The following is a 19,619-nucleotide window of genomic DNA, read 5'->3' as shown; positions in this document are numbered from 1 at the left end:
TGTGACGAAGCGGCAAGATGCCATCTTCCGTCAATACTTTAGCCCTCACGCATCGATTATGCGCGACCTGCTGCCTCAGGCGTCGCTGCCGGATCGTTCTTCGAAGGTCGCCAGACCCTTCTTGACCAGCATGGCATCCGGGCTCGGCAACTTGCCGCGGAAAGCCTTGTAGGCATCCTCAGGGTCGATCGCGCCACCGACGGAATAGATGTTGTCCTTGAGCTTGGCCGCCATCTCGCGATTGAAGGCATCGCCCGTTTCCTCGAAGGCAGCAAAGGCATCCGCATCGAGAACTTCGGACCACATGTACGAATAGTAGCCGGCTGAATAGCCGCCGGAGAAGATGTGCTGGAAGTGCGGCGAGGCGTGCCGCATGACGATCGACTTCGGCATGCCGAGCTCCGACAGCACCTCTTTCTGCACCGCCATCGGATCCTCGACCTTGTCGCGGGTATGGAACGCCATATCGACAAGCGCCGACGAGGTGAACTCGACCGTATTGAAGCCGGAGTTGAACGTCCGTGCTGCCAGAACCTTGTCGAGCAGGGCCTGCGGCATCGGCTCGCCGGTTTCGAAGTGCACGGCATATTGCTTCAGGATCGCGGGCACCGTCAGCCAGTGTTCGTAAAGCTGCGACGGCAGCTCGACGAAGTCGCGGGAAACGCCTGTGCCCGAGACCGAGGGATATGTGACGTTTGACAGCATCCCGTGCAGCGCATGGCCGAACTCGTGGAACAGCGTACGCGCGTCATCGAGTGACAAGAGCGCCGGCTTGCCTTCGGCTGGCTTCGCGAAGTTGCAGACATTGTAGATGATCGGCAGTTCGCCGCTGCGACCATTCTTCAGCGGCAGCTTGTGCTGCGACTGGAACGAGCTCATCCAGGCCCCGGAACGCTTGGAACTGCGGGCGAAATAATCGCCAAGGAAGAGTGCCACCAGCCGGTCCTCGCGATCGCGGATCTCGAACACGCGCGCATCGGGATGGTAGGCGGGGACACCCTTCTTCTCGACGGCGCGAATGCCGAACAACCGGCCAGCGACGTCGAAGCAGGCGTCGATGATCTTCTCCAGCTGCAGGTAGGGCTTCAGCTCGGCCTCTGAGAAATTGAACCGCTGCGCCCGGATCTTCTCGGCATAGTGGCGCCAGTCCCAGGGCATGACGTCGTGGTTCTTGCCTTCATCAGCGATCAGCTTGGCGATATCGGCTTCTTCCTCGCCGGCACGCTTTACCGCCTTGGCCCATACCTCCCGAAGCAGATGGTTGACGGCCTCAGGCGTCTTCGCCATCGTGTTGTCGAGCTTCAGTTCGGCGAAGTTGCCATAGCCGAGGAGCTTTGCCACCTCGTCGCGGAGCGCAAGCGTATCCCTGATGATGCCGCGATTATCGGTAGCGCCATCGTTCTCGCCACGCGAGACCCAGGCCTTGAAAGCCTGCTCGCGCAGGTCGCGCCGCTCCGAGAAGGTCAGGAACGGTTCGATGATCGAGCGCGACAGCGTGACAGCAAACTTGCCCTCTTCGCCACGCTCGCGCGCAGCCGCCGCCATCGCATCCTTCAGAAAGTCGGGAATACCATCGAGATCCGCGCCGTCGGAAAGGATCAGCGCCCAGCTCTTCTCGTCGGCAAGCACGTTCTGGCCGAACTGGGTGCCGAGACCCGCGAGCTTCTCGTTGATGCCCGCGAGCTTCTCCTGCTCGGACTTTGGCAGCTTCGCGCCCGATTTGACGAAGCCCTTCCAGTGGCGCTCCAGCACCCGCGTTTGCTCCAGCGTCAGGCCGAGGCTTTCGCGCGCTTCCCACAAGGCATCGATACGCGCAAACAGCGCCGCATTCATGCCGATCTTGGAATAGTGGCGCGACATCTTCGGCGAGATATCCCGCTCCAGCGCCTGGATCGTATCGTTGGTATGGGCGCCTGCCCGATTCCAGAACAGTGCCGACACGCGCGACAGTTCATCACCCGCGATCTCGAGCGCAACGACGGTGTTCTCGAATGTCGGGGCCTCCGGATTTCCCGCGATCGCGTCGATCTCTTTCTCGTGCGCCGCGAGTGCTGCATCGAAGGCGGGAGCAAAGTCGCCATCATTGAGAGCGTCGAAACGCGGCAGGCCGTGGAGACCGTTCCATTCGACAAGTGCCGGGTTGAATTCTGATGTGGAAGGCATGCGGAGATCCTTTGTGGCAGGCAACTGAACAGGCAATATAGGGATGCGCATCCGCAATTGGTATTGGCGATCAGACGCACATCACCCGCCCTGACTGCGAAAACTTCATGGCAAGAAATGATGCATAAGAATTAACTAATCGTTAACGATTGACGTACGTTCGCCACGCGCGGTAGTTTCACTCATCATCTTTTTGCAAGTGGATACGCGCCATGGAAATCCTTTCTGTGCGGTCTTCGCCGAGTTTCCTTTTCAAAAGAAACCAAGATAATTCCAATTATTACAGTGAATTAGAAGAGCAGATCGGCACAAAGACAAAGGCCTCAGCGTCGTTTCAAATCGATGAAACGAACGCGAACGCGCCAGATTTTTCCGCGATCAGCGCCAGCGAACTACGCCTCTATGCAAGGCAGAGCTTCGATGCCGGCGCGATCGATCAGGATACCTATGCTGCTATCTCCGAACCGCTGCCGATGCGAACAATCGACCCGTCGGGCAACATCCTCGACCTGTCGGATGTCACCGACGCGACGAGCTTCAATTTTCGGGACTATTACAAGGAACAGCTGCAGATCGCGACATCGATCGGTGACCCGCAGACCGTAGAACGGCTGAATTCGGTCGTCAGCTTCCTCGACGCCTGATCTCAGGCCTTCCGCCAGCCGAGCAGGCCGGGCGTCGCATGCCAGAGCGCCTGCGCGGCAAAGCCCATGAAGAGCACACCGGAGCAGCGCACGATCAGCCGCTCATGCGCGCGGTAGAATCGCCGTACCGTTCCTGCGCCGATGATTGTGATCAGGATCATGTCGGCCACGATGAAGCCCAGGAACGAAACTGCCAGCAGCACGGGCAGTGTGTGGAACTGCAGTGCGCTCGCGGAACCAGCAACGAGGGCAGTGAATGTCGCCAGCGCGACCGGATATCCCTTCGGATTGGTGACCCCGAAGATCAAGCCGCGGCGGAACGGCCGCTCCACCACCATCAGTGCCTGCCCCTCACCCTTCGGCTTTGCCCGAACCGCATTCCAGCCGATCCAGGCAAGATAGAAACCGCAGAGCAGACCAAGCGCGTCGAAGACGAAAGTACCGATCGTCTTCGCCCCAATGATCGCGATCAGCGCCAGCGACGCCCACAGCAGATCGCCGACCAGATGGCCACCGACGAACATGGCGCCTGCTCGACGCCCCTGCCCGGCGCCGATGCCAAGCAGCGCAAGGAAGGCAGGCCCTGGAATGAGCACGTAGAGAAGGGCAGCCAGAAAGGCGCCCGCGAGCAAGGATTGCGTCATCGAGAAACTCCGGAAAGGACAGCCGCAGCTTATGCGCCAATCGAAACGCGTCAAGCTGTCATGGCGGCCATGACATTTTTGAATTGCCGGATCACGCCGCTTGCGACAGAAGAAAAACCGCAGCCTTCGCGCTGACCGCGCATGTTACCAGAACCGAGTACCCCTATGCCCCCATTCCGGATGAGCGAACGGCGAACGAGCATGCTCGGCGCGCTCCTCGCGACCATCGGCCCGATCTCGATGTCGATCTACACGCCGGCGATGCCCGAGCTCGTCCATGCGTTCCAGACATCGGACTCGGCGATCAAGATGACGCTGTCCGTCTATTTCGCCGGCTTCTCGGTTGCGCAGCTGCTTGCTGGTCCGCTTTCGGATGCGTTCGGCCGCCGTGCGGCGACCCTGCTGTTCATCGGCATCTATGTGGTTGGCAGCCTGCTTGCGGCCTTTGCGCCCGGCATCGAATGGCTGCTTGCCGGCCGTCTGATCCAGGGCATCGGCGCCTCCGTCGGGATTACCGTGGCGCGCGCCATCGTCCGCGACCAGTTCACCGGCACCGAAGCCTCCCGCATCATGAACCTGATCGGCATCATGATCGCCATCGGACCGGCCGCCGCGCCAACCGTCGGCGGCTTGGCGCTGGCCGCGTTTGGCTGGCAGTCGGTCTTCTTCCTCCTCATCGGCTTCGGACTGCTGATCTGTTTCGGAGTGATCGTCTTCATGCGCGAGACGAGCGTGCCGGATCCGCGCCGCGCGCTCCCGGGGCCCCTGCTTCGCGCCTATCTGGAGCTTGCCTGCGAAAGCCGCTTCGTCTCCGCTTCGCTTGTCCTCGGCGGTTCGATCGGCGCCCTCTACGCCCAGGCGACACTTCTTCCCTTCATCCTCATCAAGGTCGTCGGTCTGTCACCGACCGCCTTCGGCTTGGGCATGCTGATGCAATCAGGGTCCTACTTCCTCGGCTCCGTGTGCCTTCGCTATGCGGCGCCGCGTCTGGGCGGCGACGGCTCCGTACGCGTCGGGCTTGGCCTGCTGGGCTTTGCCGGCATCATGATCGCGCTATCAGTCCACTTCGTCACGCCATCCTATCTTTCGATCATGGGGCCGATCGCATTCCTCGCCTTCGGCTTGGCGTTCCTGACCCCGCATATGACCACGTCAGGTCTCTACCCATTCCCGCATATCGCTGGCTCGGCATCCGCGATGATGGGCTTCATTCAGATGGGTGGCGGCTTTGCCGGCGGCGTCGCGGGTTCGTTGATCGGCATGCCACTGCTCGCCTTTGGAACGGTGATCCCGATCATGGCGCTGATTTCGATCATCAGCTACGTCTGGTTCGTGCGCGCCTCGCAACGCACGGCACAACTCTCCCACACCACAACGGACCAATGAAAAGGCCCGCACGAGGCGGGCCTTTGATATCAGGCAGACTGCTCTCGATTACTTCGAGAGGTTGCGCTTGGCGAGCGTGCGCAGGCGCAGCGCGTTGAGCTTGATGAAGCCGGCGGCGTCCTTCTGGTCGTAGGCGCCCTGGTCGTCTTCGAAGGTAACCAGCTTGTCGGAGTAGAGCGACTTCGGGCTCTCGCGACCGGTAACCATGACATTGCCCTTGTAGAGCTTCAGCGTCACTTCGCCTTCGACATGCTCCTGGCTCTTGTCGATCAGCGCCTGCAGCATTTCGCGCTCCGGCGAGAACCAGAAGCCGTAGTAGATCAGCTCCGCATAGCGCGGCATCAGTTCGTCCTTGAGGTGGGCGGCACCGCGGTCGAGCGTGATGGATTCGATGGCGCGGTGCGCGGCAAGCAGGATCGTGCCGCCGGGCGTCTCATAGACGCCGCGCGACTTCATGCCGACGAAGCGGTTTTCCACGAGGTCGAGGCGACCGATGCCGTTGTCACGGCCGTAATTGTTCAGCGTTGCGAGCAGCGTCGCCGGGCTCATGCGTACGCCGTTGATCGAAACCGCGTCACCCTTCTCGAAGCCAACCTTGATGGTAGTTGCCTTGTCGGGAGCCGCTTCCGGAGAAATCGTGCGCATATGCACGTATTCGGGGGCTTCCTGGGCCGGATCTTCCAGAACCTTGCCCTCGGACGAGGAATGCAGCAGGTTGGCGTCGACGGAGAACGGCGCCTCGCCCTTCTTGTCCTTGGCAACCGGGATCTGGTGGGCTTCGGCAAAGGCCAGCAGATCGGTACGGCTCTTGAACGACCAGTCGCGCCATGGCGCAATGATCTTGATGTCGGGGTTCAGGGCATAGGCGGAGAGCTCGAAGCGGACCTGGTCGTTGCCCTTGCCCGTTGCGCCATGCGCGATCGCATCGGCGCCGGTCTTGCGAGCAATGTCGATCAGGTGCTTGGAGATCAGCGGACGGGCGATCGAGGTGCCGAGCAGGTAAACGCCCTCATAGACGGCATTGGCGCGGAACATCGGGAACACGAAGTCCTTCACGAACTCTTCGCGGACATCCTCGATGTAGATCTCCTTGATGCCGAGCATTTCGGCCTTCTTGCGTGCAGGCTCCAGCTCTTCACCCTGGCCGAGGTCGGCGGTGAACGTCACGACTTCTGCGCCGAGTTCGGTCTGCAGCCACTTCAGGATGATCGAGGTGTCGAGACCGCCGGAATAGGCGAGGACGACTTTCTTTACGTCTTTGTGCGATGCCATGATGATGAGGTCCGTTGCAAAAGGGCGGCGGCAAGCCCGCCAAGCCCGGTATGGCTGGGCACTTTTAGCGAGATCGGCGCAGGACGCAAGGGCAACGGCGGCCCTACGCGGCTCGGATAATGTTTGACAGGCAGAAAGCGCAACCCATATCTGCCAGCGTCCGCACAATGCTGAGGAGAGGCTGGCCGTGACGAAAATCCAAGACATCATCAAGAAATCCAATGTCGCCGTCATCACCGGCGGTGCTTCGGGCATCGGGCTTGCGGCGGCAAAGCACTTTGCCCGTGCCGGCATGAGCGTTGCCATCGCCGATCTCGGCGGCGACCGGTTGGCAGCGGCGGCAGCCGAGCTGAAGTCGATATCGGGAGAGGAGCATGTGCTCGCCGTTGAGACCGACGTCGCGCAGAAGGACTCGCTAGAGGCGCTCGAGAGAACCGTGATCCAGCGCTTCGGCCGCGTTCATATCCTCATGAACAACGCCGGGATCGGCCCGGCGACCTCGATTTTCAGCGCCCAAGCCGATTGGGACAGCATCCTTGGCGTCAACCTGCTCGGAGTCATCAACGGAACGCGGACCTTCGGCCAGCACATGCTCTCGCATGGCGAACCCGGCCTGATCATCAACACCGGTTCCAAGCAGGGCATCACTACGCCACCCGGCAATCCGGCCTATAACGTCTCGAAGGCCGGCGTGAAGGTGTTCACCGAAGCGCTCGAGCATGAATTGCGCAACACCGAAGGCTCGAAGATCTCCGCTCACCTGCTGATCCCCGGCTTCGTTTTTACCGGCCTCACCAAGGGCGACCGCGCGGAAAAGCCAGCCGCCGCATGGACCGCGGAACAGACCGTCGACTTCATGATTGAAAGCCTGGAACGCGGCGACTTCTACATCCTCTGCCCTGACAACGACGTCGCCCGCGCCGTGGACGAGCGCCGCATGGCCTGGGCGATGGGTGACATCATCGAGAACCGTCCGCCGCTGTCGCGGTGGCACAAGGATTATGCCGACAAGTTCAAGACCTATCTCGAACGCAAGGAATAGGTCGTATTAGAAGGTTTGATTAGACATTTTCGGAGAGCCGGATAAAAGCAACCAACGTTTTTCCGGCTCTCAGAGTGTAACATGGACTTTTTGCCCAGCTTTGCCACGCTTCTCGCCTTTGCTGCTGCGACTTTGCTGCTTGCGGCAACGCCCGGCCCAGACATGACGCTGTCGATCAGCCGCGCTCTGGCGCAGGGCAAGAAGGCGGCGCTGTTCGTCGTGCTCGGCACCAGTCTCGGTATCGTCGTCCACACGATGCTGGTGGCCTTCGGCGTCTCGGCGCTGATCACCGCCTCGCCGACCGCCTTCCTGATGCTGAAGACCGGCGGTGCCGCCTATCTGCTTTGGCTTGCCGTCCAGGCGATCCGCTACGGCTCGAAGTTTTCGGTCAACAAGGTGGAAACAGCGACAGGAACGCCGCTTGCCAACATCTCCTCGGGCTTCTGGGTCAACCTTTTGAACCCGAAGGTGATCATCTTCTTCATGACCTTCCTGCCGCAGTTCGTCAGCGCCGGCGATCCGACGGTGACGCAGAAGCTGCTGTTTCTCGGCTTCTGCTTCATTGTGATCGGCATGCCGGTCAACGCTGCTGTGGTTTTTGCGGCCGACTGGCTGGCCAGCTGGCTGCAGAACAACAAGAAGGTTTTGCGCGGCATGGACTTTACCTTTGCCGGCGTCTTCTCCGTCTTCGCGGCAAAAATCCTGCTGACGCAGGCTCGCTAAGCAATCTCCGGGAAGTCTGACTTCCCGGAAAATTGTCTATCGTCAGCCGATCAGCAACGCATCGTCGTCAAGCGTCTGGCCGCGCATCTTGCGGAACATCGCGATCAGGTCTTCGACCTGCAACGTCTTGCGGCTGTCGCCGCTGACGTCGAGAACGATCTCGCCACCATGCAGCATGATCGTGCGGTGGCCATAGTCGAGCGCCTGTCGCATGGAGTGGGTGACCATCAGCGTTGTCAGCTTGCGCTCCGAGACGATCTTCTGCGTGAGCCCCATGACGAACTCGGCCATGCCAGGATCGAGCGCCGCCGTATGCTCGTCGAGCAACAGCACTTCCGAACCGGCAAGCGTCGCCATGACAAGCGAAACAGCCTGACGCTGACCGCCGGATAGCAGGTCCATGCGGTCCCGCATCCGATTCTCAAGACCGAGATTAAGTTCGGCGATCCGCTCGCGAAAATGCTCGCGCCGCTTCGGACCCAGCGCCGAGACGAGCCCCCGCCTTTCACCGCGACGCGCGGCAAGTGCAAGGTTTTCCTCGATCGAGAGCGAGCCGCAGCTTCCCGTCAGTGGATCCTGAAAGACACGGGCAACGAGGCCCGCACGCGCGGCCGTTGATTTGCGCGTGACATCGGTCTTGCCGATGAGAACCTGGCCTTCGCTGGCGAGCACATCGCCGGCAAGAACGCCGAGCAGCGTCGACTTGCCCGCCCCGTTCGAGCCGATAACCGTGACGAACGAGCCTTCCTCGATTGTCAGGCTGACGCCGTTCAGCGCCTGCTTCTGCAGCGGCGTACCTTTGCCGAAGACGACTTTGATATCCTTGAGCGTGATCACGATGCGGCACCTCCGCGGCGAAGACGGGGAAGAATGAGCGCTATTGTAACCAGAACGGCCGTCACGAAATTAAGGTCCGATGCCTGCAGCCCGATGACATCGGTCGAGAGTGCCAGCTGGATGGCGATACGGTAGAGGATGGAGCCGAGCACACAGCCGACCAGCGCGATCAGCAGGCCACGACGACCGAGCAGCGTTTCGCCGATGATGACGGCCGCCAGACCGACGACGATCGTTCCAACGCCCGAAGTAACGTCCGCAAAACCGTTGGTTTGCGCGAAGAGCGCGCCACCGAAGGCAACCAACGCATTCGAGATCGCCATGCCGAGATAGATCTGGCGGCTTGTGTCGACGCCCTGCGCGCGGGCCATGCGAGCATTCGCACCCGTCGCGCGCATCGCCAGACCCGAGTCGCTTTCAAGAAAACGCCAAACGACGATCACGGCAACGACGACAAGGACGCCGACAAACAGCGGCCGAACATAAAACTCACGCAGGCCATGGCCAAAAAACGGACTGATCATCGTATCCGCATTGATCAGAGCGACGTTCGGTTTGCCCATGACGCGCAGGTTGACCGAGAAGAGCGCGATCATCGTCAGAATCGATGCAAGCAGGTTCAGAATCTTGAAGCGCACATTGAGCATCGCCGTAACCAGACCGGCCGCAGCGCCCGCAACCATCGCAATAAGCGCAGCAAGCCAGGCATTGACGCCAGCGATGATCAACACCGCCGTTACCGCAGCACCCAGCGGAAAAGAGCCGTCAACCGTCAGATCCGGAAAATCCAGCACACGGAATGCGAGGTAAACGCCGAGTGCGACGAAGGCATAGACCAACCCCAGCTCCACGGCTCCCCAGAATGCGATCTGACTCAAGGCTCCTGCCCTTTCCTCTGACTTGCCCCGCCTGTCATCGGGTCCAAGCTTTTAATACCATCAGCCGCCCCCGCGTAAAACGGGAGCGGCTGGATGACCAGTTTCTCAAAACTATACGGCGATCAGTCGATCGTCTTCGTTGCGCGCTTCACGACACTTTCCGGCAGGGTGACGCCCATCTTGGTCGCTGCGCCCTTGTTGATGACGAGATCGCTGCCGGCAGCAACCTTCACCGGAATGTCGCCCGGGTTTTCACCCTTGAGGATGCGAACGACGATCTCGCCCGTCTGCTTGCCGACATCGTAATAGTTGAAGCCGAGGGCAGCGATCGCACCGCGCGAAACGGAGTCCGTGTCAGCGGTGAAGAGCGGCAGCTTGCTTTCTTCGGCAACAGCGACGGCGCCTTCGAGTGCAGAGATGATCGTGTTGTCAGTCGGGATATAGATGGCGTCTGCGCGGCCGACGAGTGCACGGGCAGCACCCTGCACTTCAGCGGACTTGGTGGCGGCCGACTCGACAACCTTCAGCCCAGCTTTCTCAGCCTCCGCCTTCAGGACAGCAAGCAACGATACGGAGTTGGCTTCACCGGAGTTGTAGAGATAGCCGATCGTTTTGACGTTCGGCAGGATTTCCTTGATAAGCGCAAGATGCTCGGCAACCGGCGACATGTCGGAAAGACCGGTGACATTGCCGCCCGGCTTGTCCATATCCTTTACGAGCTGCGCGCCGAGCGGATCGGATACGGCGGTGAAGACAACCGGAATGTCGCGTGTTGCGGAAACGACCGCCTGAGCGGATGGCGTGGAGATCGGCACGATAACGTTCGGGCCCTCGCCTGCGAACTGGCGAGCGATCTGCGCAGCCGTTGCCGGGTTGCCCTGGGCCGACTCGAACATGAACTTCAGGTTCTCGCCTTCCTTGTAGCCGGCAGCCGTCAGCACATCGAGGACGCCCTTGCGCGCTGCATCGAGAGCAGGATGCTCGACGATCGCCGTAACAGCGACGGTGACATCTTCTGCCTTGGCAGGCAGGGTCAGGGCCAGCGTGGCCGCGACAGCAAGCAGAATTGAACGCATTGGGTATCCTCCAGATATGATTTTGGCCTGCTTCTAGGAAAAGCAGGCCATGAAATCAATCGTCAGGAGGTGTTTGAAGGATCAAACTTGCTGATCAATCATCCGCGCCATGGTTGGCGATCATCATCGCCTCGAAGGCCAGCCGCTCGGTCTTGCGCATGCGCTCCGACTCCGACTTCAGCTGGCCGCAGGCCGCCAGAATGTCGCGGCCGCGTGGCGTGCGGATCGGCGAGGCATAGCCGGCCGAGTTGATAAAATCGGCAAACTTCTCGATCTGCGCCCAGTCGGAACACTGATAGTTGGTGCCCGGCCACGGGTTGAACGGAATGAGGTTGATCTTCGCCGGCACGCCTTTCAGCAGCTGAACGAGACCCTTAGCATCCTCAAGACTGTCGTTGACGTCCTTCAGCATCACATATTCGAAGGTGATGCGGCGGGCGTTCGACAGGCCCGGATACTTCCGGCAGGCCTCGATCAGTTCCTTCAGCGGGTACTTCTTGTTGATCGGCACGAGGATATCGCGCAGATCGTCGCGCACGGCATGCAGCGAGATCGCCAGCATCACGCCGATTTCGTCGCCGGTCCGGAAGATTTCAGGCACGACACCCGAGGTCGACAGCGTCACCCGGCGCTTCGAGAGCGACAACCCGTCGCCATCGGTTGCGATCAGCAGCGCCTGCTTGACGGCATCGAAATTGTAAAGCGGCTCGCCCATGCCCATCATGACGATATTGCTGACCTTGCGGCCTTCCGCCGGCATGATCGTGCCTTGCGGCGCTTCGCGGTCCGGGAAATCGCCGAGCCGATCACGGGCCAGGAGAAGCTGTGAAAGGATCTCCTCGGCCGTCAAGTTGCGCACCAGCCGCTGCGTGCCGGTATGACAGAACGAACAGGTCAGCGTGCAGCCGACCTGGCTCGAGATGCAAAGCGTGCCGCGGCCCTCTTCCGGGATGTAGACCGCCTCGATCTCGACCGGACGCCCGGCTCCCCGCGGAGGGAAACGCAGCAGCCACTTCCGCGTACCGTCATTGGAAACCTGTTCTTCGACGATCTCGGGACGCGCGATGGTGAAATGCCGCTTCAGCATCTCGCGCATGTCCTTGGCGACGTTCGTCATGTGATCGAAATCGGAGACGCCGCGCACGTAGATCCAGTTCCAGAGCTGCGCAACGCGCATCTTGATCTGCTTGTCCGGCACGCCCTTTTCGCGCAGCGCAGCACCCATCTCTTCACGGCTGAGGCCGATCAGCGAGGGCTTCTGGCCGGCGTCGAGCTGCGGCAGCACTCCGGCAGGCTTGGTAACAGTCATCGCATCCATGACGGACATAGTCTCTAATCCCGAATTCAACATGCGATCGCCCCGGTAAGCCAGATGACTTGCGGGCACGACAGGCATGATGGCAGAAATTGAATGCGGAACCGGCGGCAAAGCCGCGATCTATCCGCTGTTGCGCGGGCCTTTAGCATCATTTTCACCGCGCGTCACTATAGATGGAAACGACGAAGGCCGGCGCAAGGCCGGCCTCCTGAAATTTCGTTACCGCGACAGCAAGCTTACTTGCAGCCTTCAACCTGCTTGAGTGCGGCGGAGATACCTGACAGCGAGTAGCTGTACGACGTCGATGTTCCCTTGCGCGATGTCGCGTTGACGGTCATCGAGTGGCCGCTCTTCATGGCCGCGACGAGCGCCGGCTCCTGAGCCGCATTCTCGACCCAGCCGGCCTTGTCCTTGGTGAACATCACGAAGGTCTTGTTGTCGATAACGACATCGATCTTCGAGTTTTCCTTGACGATGTAGCCCATCATTGCCTGCGGCTCGTAGGAAATGTTCTGGCCGGGGCGCTGCGAGACGATGAAGAAGTTGTCACCGTGATCGATGTTGGCCGGTTTCTTTTCCGTCGGTACGGACAACACATAGCAAACGGTGCTCGCGCCGGACTTGTACGAATAGGCACCCCAGGCCTGGAACTGCTGTATCCGCGTCGGCGCTGTCGAAGCCGGAGCAGCCTGCTGCTGCGCTGCCGGTGCCGCGGGCTGCGTCTTCTTGGTCTGAGCGGATGCAATGCCGGCGCCGGCGAGAACGAGGGAAATGGCGATTGCGGTAGTTTTACGAAACATGGATATCCTGCCGGTTCTTGCGATTCGAGCCCGAAGCGAACGGGCGGCGCATAATCACGATCTGCTTTATTTTGACTTAATTCAGGTTACCAAAGCGTCAACAGGGACTGCGAGAAGTCCCTGCCTGTGCCATTCTCACCCAAGCGTCAACGTCGGGCGCTGGCGCCTCGCCCGTGGTGGCGTAGTACTGTGTGCGCACGCAGACCATCGTCACGAATGATTTAAGACATAAAGATTCAGGCAAGAGTTTGACCTTTTCAGAAACCGTTGTAGGTCAATAAGCGTTGGAAATCCGTTGGAGAATTCGCGGCGGCAGGGGACTTTGCACGGGACATGAATGCCGAGGAGAAACAGCGCTTCGCCGCCCTCGTCAGGGCCGTTGCGGAACGCCGCGACCAAGAGGCATTCACCGTGCTGTTCGACTACTTTGCGCCGCGGCTAAAATCCTGGCTGTTGCGCCAAAGAATGGCGAGCAGCGAGGCCGAGGAACTCGTCCAGGAAGTGATGATCGTGCTCTGGCACAAAGCAGGGCTCTACGATGCAACTCGATCGTCTCTGTCGACCTGGCTTTTTCGCATTGCCCGCAACCGCCGAATCGATCTGCAGCGCCGGGCCAATGCGCGTGTCCTGGATCATGCAGATCCGGCTTTGAGACCGGTTGCGGAAACCGGCGCAGATGAAATCGTCGCGAACGACGACCGTGACGCCAACGTGCGCGCCGCTGTTCGTCAATTGCCGGAAGAGCAACGGGAAATGCTGCGCGCCGCCTTCTTTCTCGGTCAATCGCATTCACAGATCGCCGAGGCGACGGGCCTGCCACTCGGAACGGTCAAGTCCCGTATCCGGCTGGCCTTTGGAAAACTCAGGAAGATACTTGAGGCCGAGGGTACCTGACGCGCCGGCACAACTAGATCGTCTTCATCCCCTCGGGCTTGTCGGCGAGCGCGCGATCAGCAGCTTCATAGTGCCTTGGCTGCAAATGCCTGCTGACCATGGCAAAGGCTGCGGAAAGAACCGCAATGTCGTCCGAAAAACCTATCACGGCGAACACATCCGGGATCATGTCGATCGGCATGACGAAGTAGGCAAGGGCGGCAAGAAGCACACCGCGCACCCGCGTGGGCGTCTGTGGATCCATCGCGCAATAGAATGCTGCGACGACATCGCGTGTGAATGGAATCTGCCGCACGGCCTTCTTGAAGGTCGGCCAGAATTTCTTGCGCACAGTCTGCTCTCGCCGGCTTTGCGTATCCTCGTCGCCCGGCAGCAGGATCTCACCGAATTTGACGTCGTCCATTCCAGATTGGTCCTCTTGTTCACGCGCACATATGGTGATGATGGCAGCGGATTCAATCAAGCCGGCGTGCCGCCGCTTTCTCCATTTCCGCGGCCAGCCTGAAGTCCAGCTCGGTCAGGCCGCCTGCATCGTGCGTATTCAGCTTGATGTCGACGCGCGAATAGACATTGAACCACTCCGGATGATGATTGAGCCGTTCCGCCGCGAGTGCGGCTTCCGTCATGAAGCCGAAAGCCTCGACGAAATTGCGGAACTTGAAGCTTCGCGATATCGCTGCGCCGCTTTCATCGAGCGACCATCCGTCAAGCTTGGAAAGTTCGGCAGCGATGGCTTGGCGTTCCAGTTTTTCCCGTTTCATGCGATCGTCCCTCCTCTTTTGCAATATGGACCACAGATGAAACGCATTAGCATCCTCTTTGTTTGCATGGGCAATATCTGCCGTTCGCCTCTGGCCGAGGGGATCTTCTCGCATCTTGTCGAGGAGGCGGGCTTTGCTGGTCGTTTCGAGATCGATTCTGCCGGCACGGGCAGCTGGCATCAAGGTGATCATCCCGATCGGCACTCGATCACAACGGCCAGAGGACACGGGATAGACATCTCTCGGCAACGCGCTCGCCAGATCACGATGGAGGATTTCGGCCATTTCGACCTGATCCTCGCGATGGATCAGGAAAATCTATCCGAACTTCGCCGCAGGCATCCCGAAGCCATGAATGTCCACTTGTTCGGAGACATTGCGCTCGAAACCGGCGAGGACATTCCCGACCCCTACTACGGCGGCGCGGACGACTTCGAACTTGTCTATGCCAGGCTCTTTACCGGCTGCAGGAAGCTGCTGGAAGGGCTGGGAACAGACAATGCCTCATGGAGAGGGAAAATCTCTTCCGTCAGATAGGGACCGCCACCAACCGATTCCCGTGACGATAGCAGCACGAAACGCGGAACAGTGAAGGCCGAAGTCTGGAAATTGCCGCGACCCGCCAGATAGTGCACCACGTCATCGACGCGAGATGACTTCAGCCGCGCGAGCGTGACGTGCGGCGTGAACTTACGGGGATCCGGCGGCAATCCGATGCGCTGGCAGATCCGTTCGATTTCCGCCTGCAGAGCATGCATCTCAGGCGAAGGCGAAACACCGGCCCAAACGGAATGCGGCTTCTTGGATCCGAAGGCGCCGATACCATCAAGACGGATCTGGAATTCGGGCCGGTCGATGCGGTCGAGCCGGTCGACAATTTCGTCTGCCGTACGCCCATCGACATCGCCGATAAACCGCAAAGTGATGTGGTAGTTTTCCACATCGATCCATCTTGCACCAGGGAGACCACCGCGCAGCAATGAGAGGCTCATTGCGGCATTGCGCGGAATTTCGAGGGCGGTAAACAGTCTCGGCATAACGAGCACTCCCCGAATCTTTTGCAGGTGCTCACACGGAATCACGCATTGAACACCTGCGCAAGTCCCTAATTCTTCACAGTAGAAATCGTTCCCAAGAATTGCGTGATAGCCGGCTCCATCCTTTCGACCATCACATCGATGCCTCTGCTGTTCGGATGCATGCCATCATCAAGCTTCAGACCGGCATCGACAGCAACCCCGTCCAAGAAGAAAGGATAAAGCGCAACGCCATGTTTTTGCGCAAGTTTCTGGTAGATGGAGTTGAACTGTGCCGCATAGTCTCCGCCCATGTTCGGCGGCGCCAGCATGCCCACAAGAAGGACCGCGATACCTCGTTCCTTTAGCCGGGCAATCATCTGATCGAGATTCTTTTCACTCTCTTGTGGAGGGATGCCGCGCAGCGCATCATTGGCGCCGAGCTCGAGGATGACGCCATCGGTGCCGTCGGGGATAGACCAGTCTATGCGTGCGAGACCGCCGGTCGTCGTGTCCCCAGACACGCCTGCATTGGCGATTGAGATATCCACTCCCTTGGCCTTCAGAGATGCCTGCAACTTCTCTGGAAAGCCGTCGCCGGGCGGGAGTTGATAGCCCGCCATCAGGCTGTCGCCAAAGCCAACCAGGCTGATTGTCCGTGCACTGGCGGCGACCGCAAAGGTCAGCGAAGCAACAATGACGGCGATGTGAAGGCCGGCAACTTTAAATCTCATTCCGCTTTCCCTAGATTGGCAGCACGATCGGCACTTATATAGGGCGAATACTGTTGGCAAAAACCATCATCGAGTTGAAGCGCGCCGATTTGACGCTTGGCAGTGCCGCCGCCTCCGTCCATGTCCTGAAAGGCATCGACTTGACGATTGCCGCCGGTGAGTCGGTCGGTATCGTGGGGCCATCGGGGTCCGGCAAATCGACATTGCTGATGGTGCTTGCCGGACTTGAGAAGCTTGATAGTGGCGAGATCAACGTCAGTGGCACGCCATTGCATGCGTTAAGTGAAGACCAGGTAGCCGACTTCCGTGGGCGCAACATCGGTATCGTCTTCCAGTCCTTTCATCTGATTGCCAACATGACGGCGCTGGAAAACGTCGCCGTGCCGCTCGAACTCGCCAACCTTCCCAATCCCTTCGAGATCGCCCGTCGTGAGCTTAAATCCGTGGGGCTCGGCGATCGATTGAACCACTATCCCGGCCAGCTTTCCGGGGGCGAGCAGCAACGTGTAGCCATTGCACGCGCGCTCGCACCCTCGCCTGCACTGCTGATCGCCGACGAACCAACCGGCAACCTCGACACCGACACCGGCCGCCAGATTGCCGATCTCCTGTTTTCGAAGCAGGCTGAGCGTGGCATGACGCTGTTGCTCGTCACCCACGACGCGGCACTCGCCAAACGCTGCTCCAGGCAGATTCGGGTTCGGTCCGGCCAGATCGAGGGCGATAGCGCGCCAGTGCAGCCTGAGGCGGCCATTGCATGACACTGGTGAGCCCGCGCGTCTCCCTGGCCCTTCGTCTCGCGCTTCGGGAGCTGCGCGGTGGGCTTGGTGGCTTCTACATCTTTCTCGCCTGTATTGCTCTCGGCACCGGCGCCATTGCGGCGGTTAACTCCGTTTCGCAGTCGATTACCGACACGATCGCCACGCAGGGCCAGGAGATCCTCGCCGGCGACGTGCGCTTCGAGCTCAATAATCGCGAGGCGACGGAAGCAGAAATGGGCTTCCTGCGCGGCTTCGGAAACGTGTCAGTGTCGACTGGCCTGCGTTCGATGGCGCGCAAGCCCGACGGCTCGGATCAGGCCTTGGTCGATGTCAAGGCGGTCGACAGCGCCTATCCGCTCTACGGCACTTTCGAAGCCGCCCCGAATTACCCATTGCACACGCTTCTATCCGGACAGAGCGGTACGTTCGGCGCCGTGGCGGCGCCGCTGCTCCTGGAGCGCCTCGGTCTTTCCATTGGCGATGAAATCCTGCTCGGCAATGCCATTCTGAACATTACCGGTACGATCAAGACCGAGCCGGACGCAGTTTCGGAAGGCTTCGGCTTCGCCCCGCGCCTGCTGGTGAGCAGGGACGCTCTCAAGGCATCGGGCCTCATCCAGACGGGCAGCTTGGTCGAACACGTTTACAAGATCCGCATGGACGATCCCACCGAGAGATCCACAATCCGCGATCGGGCCGCGAAGGAATTTCCGTCGGCCGGCTGGTCGATTCGCACGAGCGATCGCGCCGCCCCCTCACTGACTCAAAACATCGAGCGTTTCTCGCAGTTCCTGACGTTGGTCGGACTGACGGCGCTGATAGTCGGCGGTGTCGGCGTCGCGAATGCCGTCCGCGCCTTCCTGGATTCCAAGCGTACGACGATCGCAACGTTCAAATGCCTCGGCGCACCGGCGGCGACGGTGGTTCTGATCTACCTTTTTCAGATTGCAATCATTGCTCTCGGCGGCATTGTCGTCGGCTTGGTCATCGGTGCGCTGGCGCCGATCGTCGCATCGCAATTTCTGGCGCAATTCCTACCCGTTTCCACCGACCTCACATTCTACCCCGGAGCCTTGGCTCTCGCGGTCCTGTTCGGCATTTTGACAACGCTGGCGTTTGCCATAATGCCGCTCGGACATTCCCGCGAGGTTCCGGCAACAGCGCTGTTCCGCGAGCAGGGTTTTGAAGCGCGCGGCCTTCCCTCCTGGCCTTACATCCTCCTTGCCGCAGCCTTTCTCCTTGCGCTTGCCGGTCTCGCCATCGCCACCGCCTACGATCGCTTTATTGCCATCGTCTTTGTCGGGGCAATCGCCTTCGCTTTCGTTATCCTGAGGCTGGTCGCGGCCGGTATTGCGTGGCTCGCGCGCCGCAGTCCGCGTGTCAACTCGCCGGCCCTCCGCCTCGCGATCGGAAACATCCATCGCCCCGGCGCTCTGACGCCCTCCGTCGTGCTGTCGCTCGGTCTTGGGCTCGCGCTGCTCGTCACCCTCACCCTGATCGACGGCAACATGCGGCACCAGTTGACCGGACGCATGGCCGCCGGCGCGCCGAACTTCTTCTTCGTCGACATTCAGGGATCCGAACTCGAGAAATTCCGGAGCGTCGTCAAAGCCGGCTCCCCGGACGGCAAATTGGTCGAAGTGCCGATGCTGCGTGGCCGCATCCTCGCTTTCAATGGTGAGGACGTGACGAAGCGGAAGGTCCCGCCGGGCGGCCAGTGGGTACTGCGCGGCGACCGCGGCATCACATATTCGGAAGCCCTGCCGGAAAATGCATCATTGACCGAGGGGTCATGGTGGCCGAAGGAATACAGCGGCGAGCCGCTGGTCTCCTTTTCCGCCGAGGAAGCCAAGGAACTCGGCTTGAAGATCGGCGACACCGTCACCGTCAACGTGCTTGGCCGCAACATCACCGCCAAGATCGCCAATCTCCGCAAGGTCGAATGGGAATCGCTTTCCATCAACTTCGTGATGATCTTCTCGCCGAATACGTTCCGCGGCGCCCCGCATGCGTGGCTGGCGACGCTAACCGACCCGACGGCAACCTCCGCCGCGGAGGCTGCGATCCTGAAGTCGGTAACGAACACCTATCCGACGATCACCAGCGTCCGGGTCAAGGACGCAATCGACATCGTCAATGCGTTGGTGGGGCAACTGGCCACAGCGATCCGCGCCGCCGCCTCCGTTGCACTCATCGCATCGGTCCTCGTGCTCGCAGGCGCACTTGCCGCCGGCAACCGCGCTCGTACCCATGACGCGGTCGTCCTCAAGACACTTGGCGCGACGCGGCGAATGCTGATCCGCGCATTCTGCTACGAGTACCTCATCCTTGGCGCCGCGACTGCGGTATTCGCTCTCTTTGCCGGCGGCGTCGCGGCATGGTTCATCACTGCCCGGATCATGCGTATCCCATCCCACTTCCTGCCTGACGTCGCCGGGCTGACGCTCGTCACTGCCCTGGTGCTCACCGTGGGCATAGGGCTCGTCGGCACATGGCGCATCTTGGGGCAGAAGGCAGCACCCGTTTTGCGCGAACTCTGATTGACCGAACGGAGAAATTCCCTTCACCTTACGGCGATTTAACCCGATCTCGGGTTGCAAGGGCCTTGTTTGCGAAAGCCGAAAGGCTCATATTGTCTGCAGGCATGCTGGGCTCCGCAGCGGCGCCCGG

At 60.3% G+C, this 19,619-nt stretch carries 20 protein-coding genes; 8 read left to right on the top strand and 12 right to left on the bottom strand.

Annotated features, from left to right (window positions below; all coding sequences use genetic code 11):
- Nucleotides 1-75 precede the first annotated feature (75 nt).
- Nucleotides 76-2,163: a M3 family metallopeptidase gene (locus FHT76_RS14290; RefSeq protein WP_183863725.1), complete on the bottom strand. Its 2,088-nt coding sequence runs from the start codon at nt 2,161-2,163 to the stop codon at nt 76-78.
- 212 nt (nt 2,164-2,375) lie between these two features.
- On the opposite strand from FHT76_RS14290, the gene FHT76_RS14285 reads away from it, so the two are divergent.
- A complete protein-coding gene (locus FHT76_RS14285) occupies nt 2,376-2,807 on the top strand; it encodes a hypothetical protein (RefSeq protein ID WP_183863726.1) in 432 nt (143 codons plus the stop codon).
- 2 nt (nt 2,808-2,809) lie between these two features.
- Here the strand turns inward: FHT76_RS14285 and FHT76_RS14280 are convergent, their stop codons facing one another.
- Nucleotides 2,810-3,451 (bottom strand): LysE family translocator, encoded by a 642-nt coding sequence (locus FHT76_RS14280; RefSeq protein ID WP_028827962.1) that lies wholly within the window; start codon nt 3,449-3,451, stop codon nt 2,810-2,812.
- A 201-nt stretch (nt 3,452-3,652) separates the two neighbouring features.
- On the opposite strand from FHT76_RS14280, the gene FHT76_RS14275 reads away from it, so the two are divergent.
- Complete coding sequence (locus FHT76_RS14275) at nt 3,653-4,837, top strand: multidrug effflux MFS transporter (RefSeq protein ID WP_183863727.1); 1,185 nt, start codon at nt 3,653-3,655, stop codon at nt 4,835-4,837.
- 48 nt (nt 4,838-4,885) lie between these two features.
- Here the strand turns inward: FHT76_RS14275 and FHT76_RS14270 are convergent, their stop codons facing one another.
- The gene (locus FHT76_RS14270; protein WP_028827964.1) at nt 4,886-6,109 is read right to left on the bottom strand and encodes an argininosuccinate synthase; all 1,224 of its coding nucleotides are present in this window, start codon (nt 6,107-6,109) and stop codon (nt 4,886-4,888) included.
- A 187-nt stretch (nt 6,110-6,296) separates the two neighbouring features.
- Here FHT76_RS14270 and FHT76_RS14265 point away from each other — a divergent pair, with 187 nt between their 5' ends.
- Nucleotides 6,297-7,151, top strand: coding sequence for an SDR family NAD(P)-dependent oxidoreductase (locus FHT76_RS14265; RefSeq protein WP_183863728.1), 855 nt, complete (start codon nt 6,297-6,299; stop codon nt 7,149-7,151).
- 81 nt (nt 7,152-7,232) lie between these two features.
- A complete protein-coding gene (locus FHT76_RS14260) occupies nt 7,233-7,874 on the top strand; it encodes a LysE family translocator (RefSeq protein WP_183863729.1) in 642 nt (213 codons plus the stop codon).
- A 42-nt stretch (nt 7,875-7,916) separates the two neighbouring features.
- On the opposite strand, the gene FHT76_RS14255 is transcribed toward FHT76_RS14260, so the two are convergent.
- The 5 genes from FHT76_RS14255 to FHT76_RS14235 all read right to left on the bottom strand — a co-directional run bounded on the left by FHT76_RS14255 (nt 7,917) and on the right by FHT76_RS14235 (nt 12,783).
- The gene (locus FHT76_RS14255) at nt 7,917-8,711 is read right to left on the bottom strand and encodes an ABC transporter ATP-binding protein (RefSeq protein WP_016556624.1); all 795 of its coding nucleotides are present in this window, start codon (nt 8,709-8,711) and stop codon (nt 7,917-7,919) included.
- Nucleotides 8,708-9,589 (bottom strand): ABC transporter permease, encoded by an 882-nt coding sequence (locus tag FHT76_RS14250; RefSeq protein ID WP_028827967.1) that lies wholly within the window; start codon nt 9,587-9,589, stop codon nt 8,708-8,710. The genes FHT76_RS14255 and FHT76_RS14250 overlap by 4 nt, the downstream gene beginning before the upstream one ends.
- Before the next feature lie 122 nt (nt 9,590-9,711).
- On the bottom strand, nt 9,712-10,665 hold the full coding sequence (locus FHT76_RS14245; protein WP_028827968.1) for an ABC transporter substrate-binding protein: 954 nt from the start codon (nt 10,663-10,665) through the stop codon (nt 9,712-9,714).
- A gap of 94 nt (nt 10,666-10,759) precedes the next feature.
- Nucleotides 10,760-11,992 (bottom strand): 23S rRNA (adenine(2503)-C(2))-methyltransferase RlmN, encoded by a 1,233-nt coding sequence (rlmN, locus tag FHT76_RS14240; RefSeq protein ID WP_183863730.1) that lies wholly within the window; start codon nt 11,990-11,992, stop codon nt 10,760-10,762.
- Between the two features lie 227 nt (nt 11,993-12,219).
- Nucleotides 12,220-12,783: an invasion associated locus B family protein gene (locus tag FHT76_RS14235; protein WP_028827970.1), complete on the bottom strand. Its 564-nt coding sequence runs from the start codon at nt 12,781-12,783 to the stop codon at nt 12,220-12,222.
- Nucleotides 12,784-13,116: 333 nt separating this feature from the next.
- On the opposite strand from FHT76_RS14235, the gene FHT76_RS14230 reads away from it, so the two are divergent.
- Entirely contained in the window at nt 13,117-13,677 is a 561-nt protein-coding gene (locus FHT76_RS14230; protein ID WP_028827971.1) for a sigma-70 family RNA polymerase sigma factor, read from the top strand.
- A 13-nt stretch (nt 13,678-13,690) separates the two neighbouring features.
- On the opposite strand, the gene FHT76_RS14225 is transcribed toward FHT76_RS14230, so the two are convergent.
- Together FHT76_RS14225 and FHT76_RS14220 are read right to left on the bottom strand one after the other, a co-directional pair.
- Nucleotides 13,691-14,080: a YkvA family protein gene (locus FHT76_RS14225; RefSeq protein ID WP_259185630.1), complete on the bottom strand. Its 390-nt coding sequence runs from the start codon at nt 14,078-14,080 to the stop codon at nt 13,691-13,693.
- Nucleotides 14,081-14,132: 52 nt separating this feature from the next.
- Nucleotides 14,133-14,438: a 4a-hydroxytetrahydrobiopterin dehydratase gene (locus FHT76_RS14220; protein ID WP_028827972.1), complete on the bottom strand. Its 306-nt coding sequence runs from the start codon at nt 14,436-14,438 to the stop codon at nt 14,133-14,135.
- Nucleotides 14,439-14,474: 36 nt separating this feature from the next.
- On the opposite strand from FHT76_RS14220, the gene FHT76_RS14215 reads away from it, so the two are divergent.
- Nucleotides 14,475-14,975: a low molecular weight protein-tyrosine-phosphatase gene (locus tag FHT76_RS14215; protein ID WP_183863731.1), complete on the top strand. Its 501-nt coding sequence runs from the start codon at nt 14,475-14,477 to the stop codon at nt 14,973-14,975.
- On the opposite strand, the gene thpR is transcribed toward FHT76_RS14215, so the two are convergent.
- On the bottom strand, nt 14,882-15,475 hold the full coding sequence (thpR, locus tag FHT76_RS14210; protein WP_016556634.1) for an RNA 2',3'-cyclic phosphodiesterase: 594 nt from the start codon (nt 15,473-15,475) through the stop codon (nt 14,882-14,884). The genes FHT76_RS14215 and thpR overlap by 94 nt on opposite strands.
- Nucleotides 15,476-15,543: 68 nt before the next feature.
- Nucleotides 15,544-16,188 carry an arylesterase gene (locus FHT76_RS14205; RefSeq protein WP_183863732.1) on the bottom strand — a complete coding sequence of 215 codons (645 nt, stop codon included), beginning with the start codon at nt 16,186-16,188 and terminating at the stop codon, nt 15,544-15,546.
- A 53-nt stretch (nt 16,189-16,241) separates the two neighbouring features.
- Here FHT76_RS14205 and FHT76_RS14200 point away from each other — a divergent pair, with 53 nt between their 5' ends.
- Together FHT76_RS14200 and FHT76_RS14195 are read left to right on the top strand one after the other, a co-directional pair.
- Nucleotides 16,242-16,949, top strand: coding sequence for an ABC transporter ATP-binding protein (locus tag FHT76_RS14200; RefSeq protein ID WP_028827974.1), 708 nt, complete (start codon nt 16,242-16,244; stop codon nt 16,947-16,949).
- On the top strand, nt 16,946-19,489 hold the full coding sequence (locus FHT76_RS14195) for an ABC transporter permease (RefSeq protein WP_183863733.1): 2,544 nt from the start codon (nt 16,946-16,948) through the stop codon (nt 19,487-19,489). The genes FHT76_RS14200 and FHT76_RS14195 overlap by 4 nt, the downstream gene beginning before the upstream one ends.
- Nucleotides 19,490-19,619: the final 130 nt, after the last annotated feature.

The sequence above is a fragment of the Rhizobium sp. BK176 genome, assembly GCF_024808055.1.
This window is presented reverse-complemented; position numbering and strand designations above follow the sequence as displayed.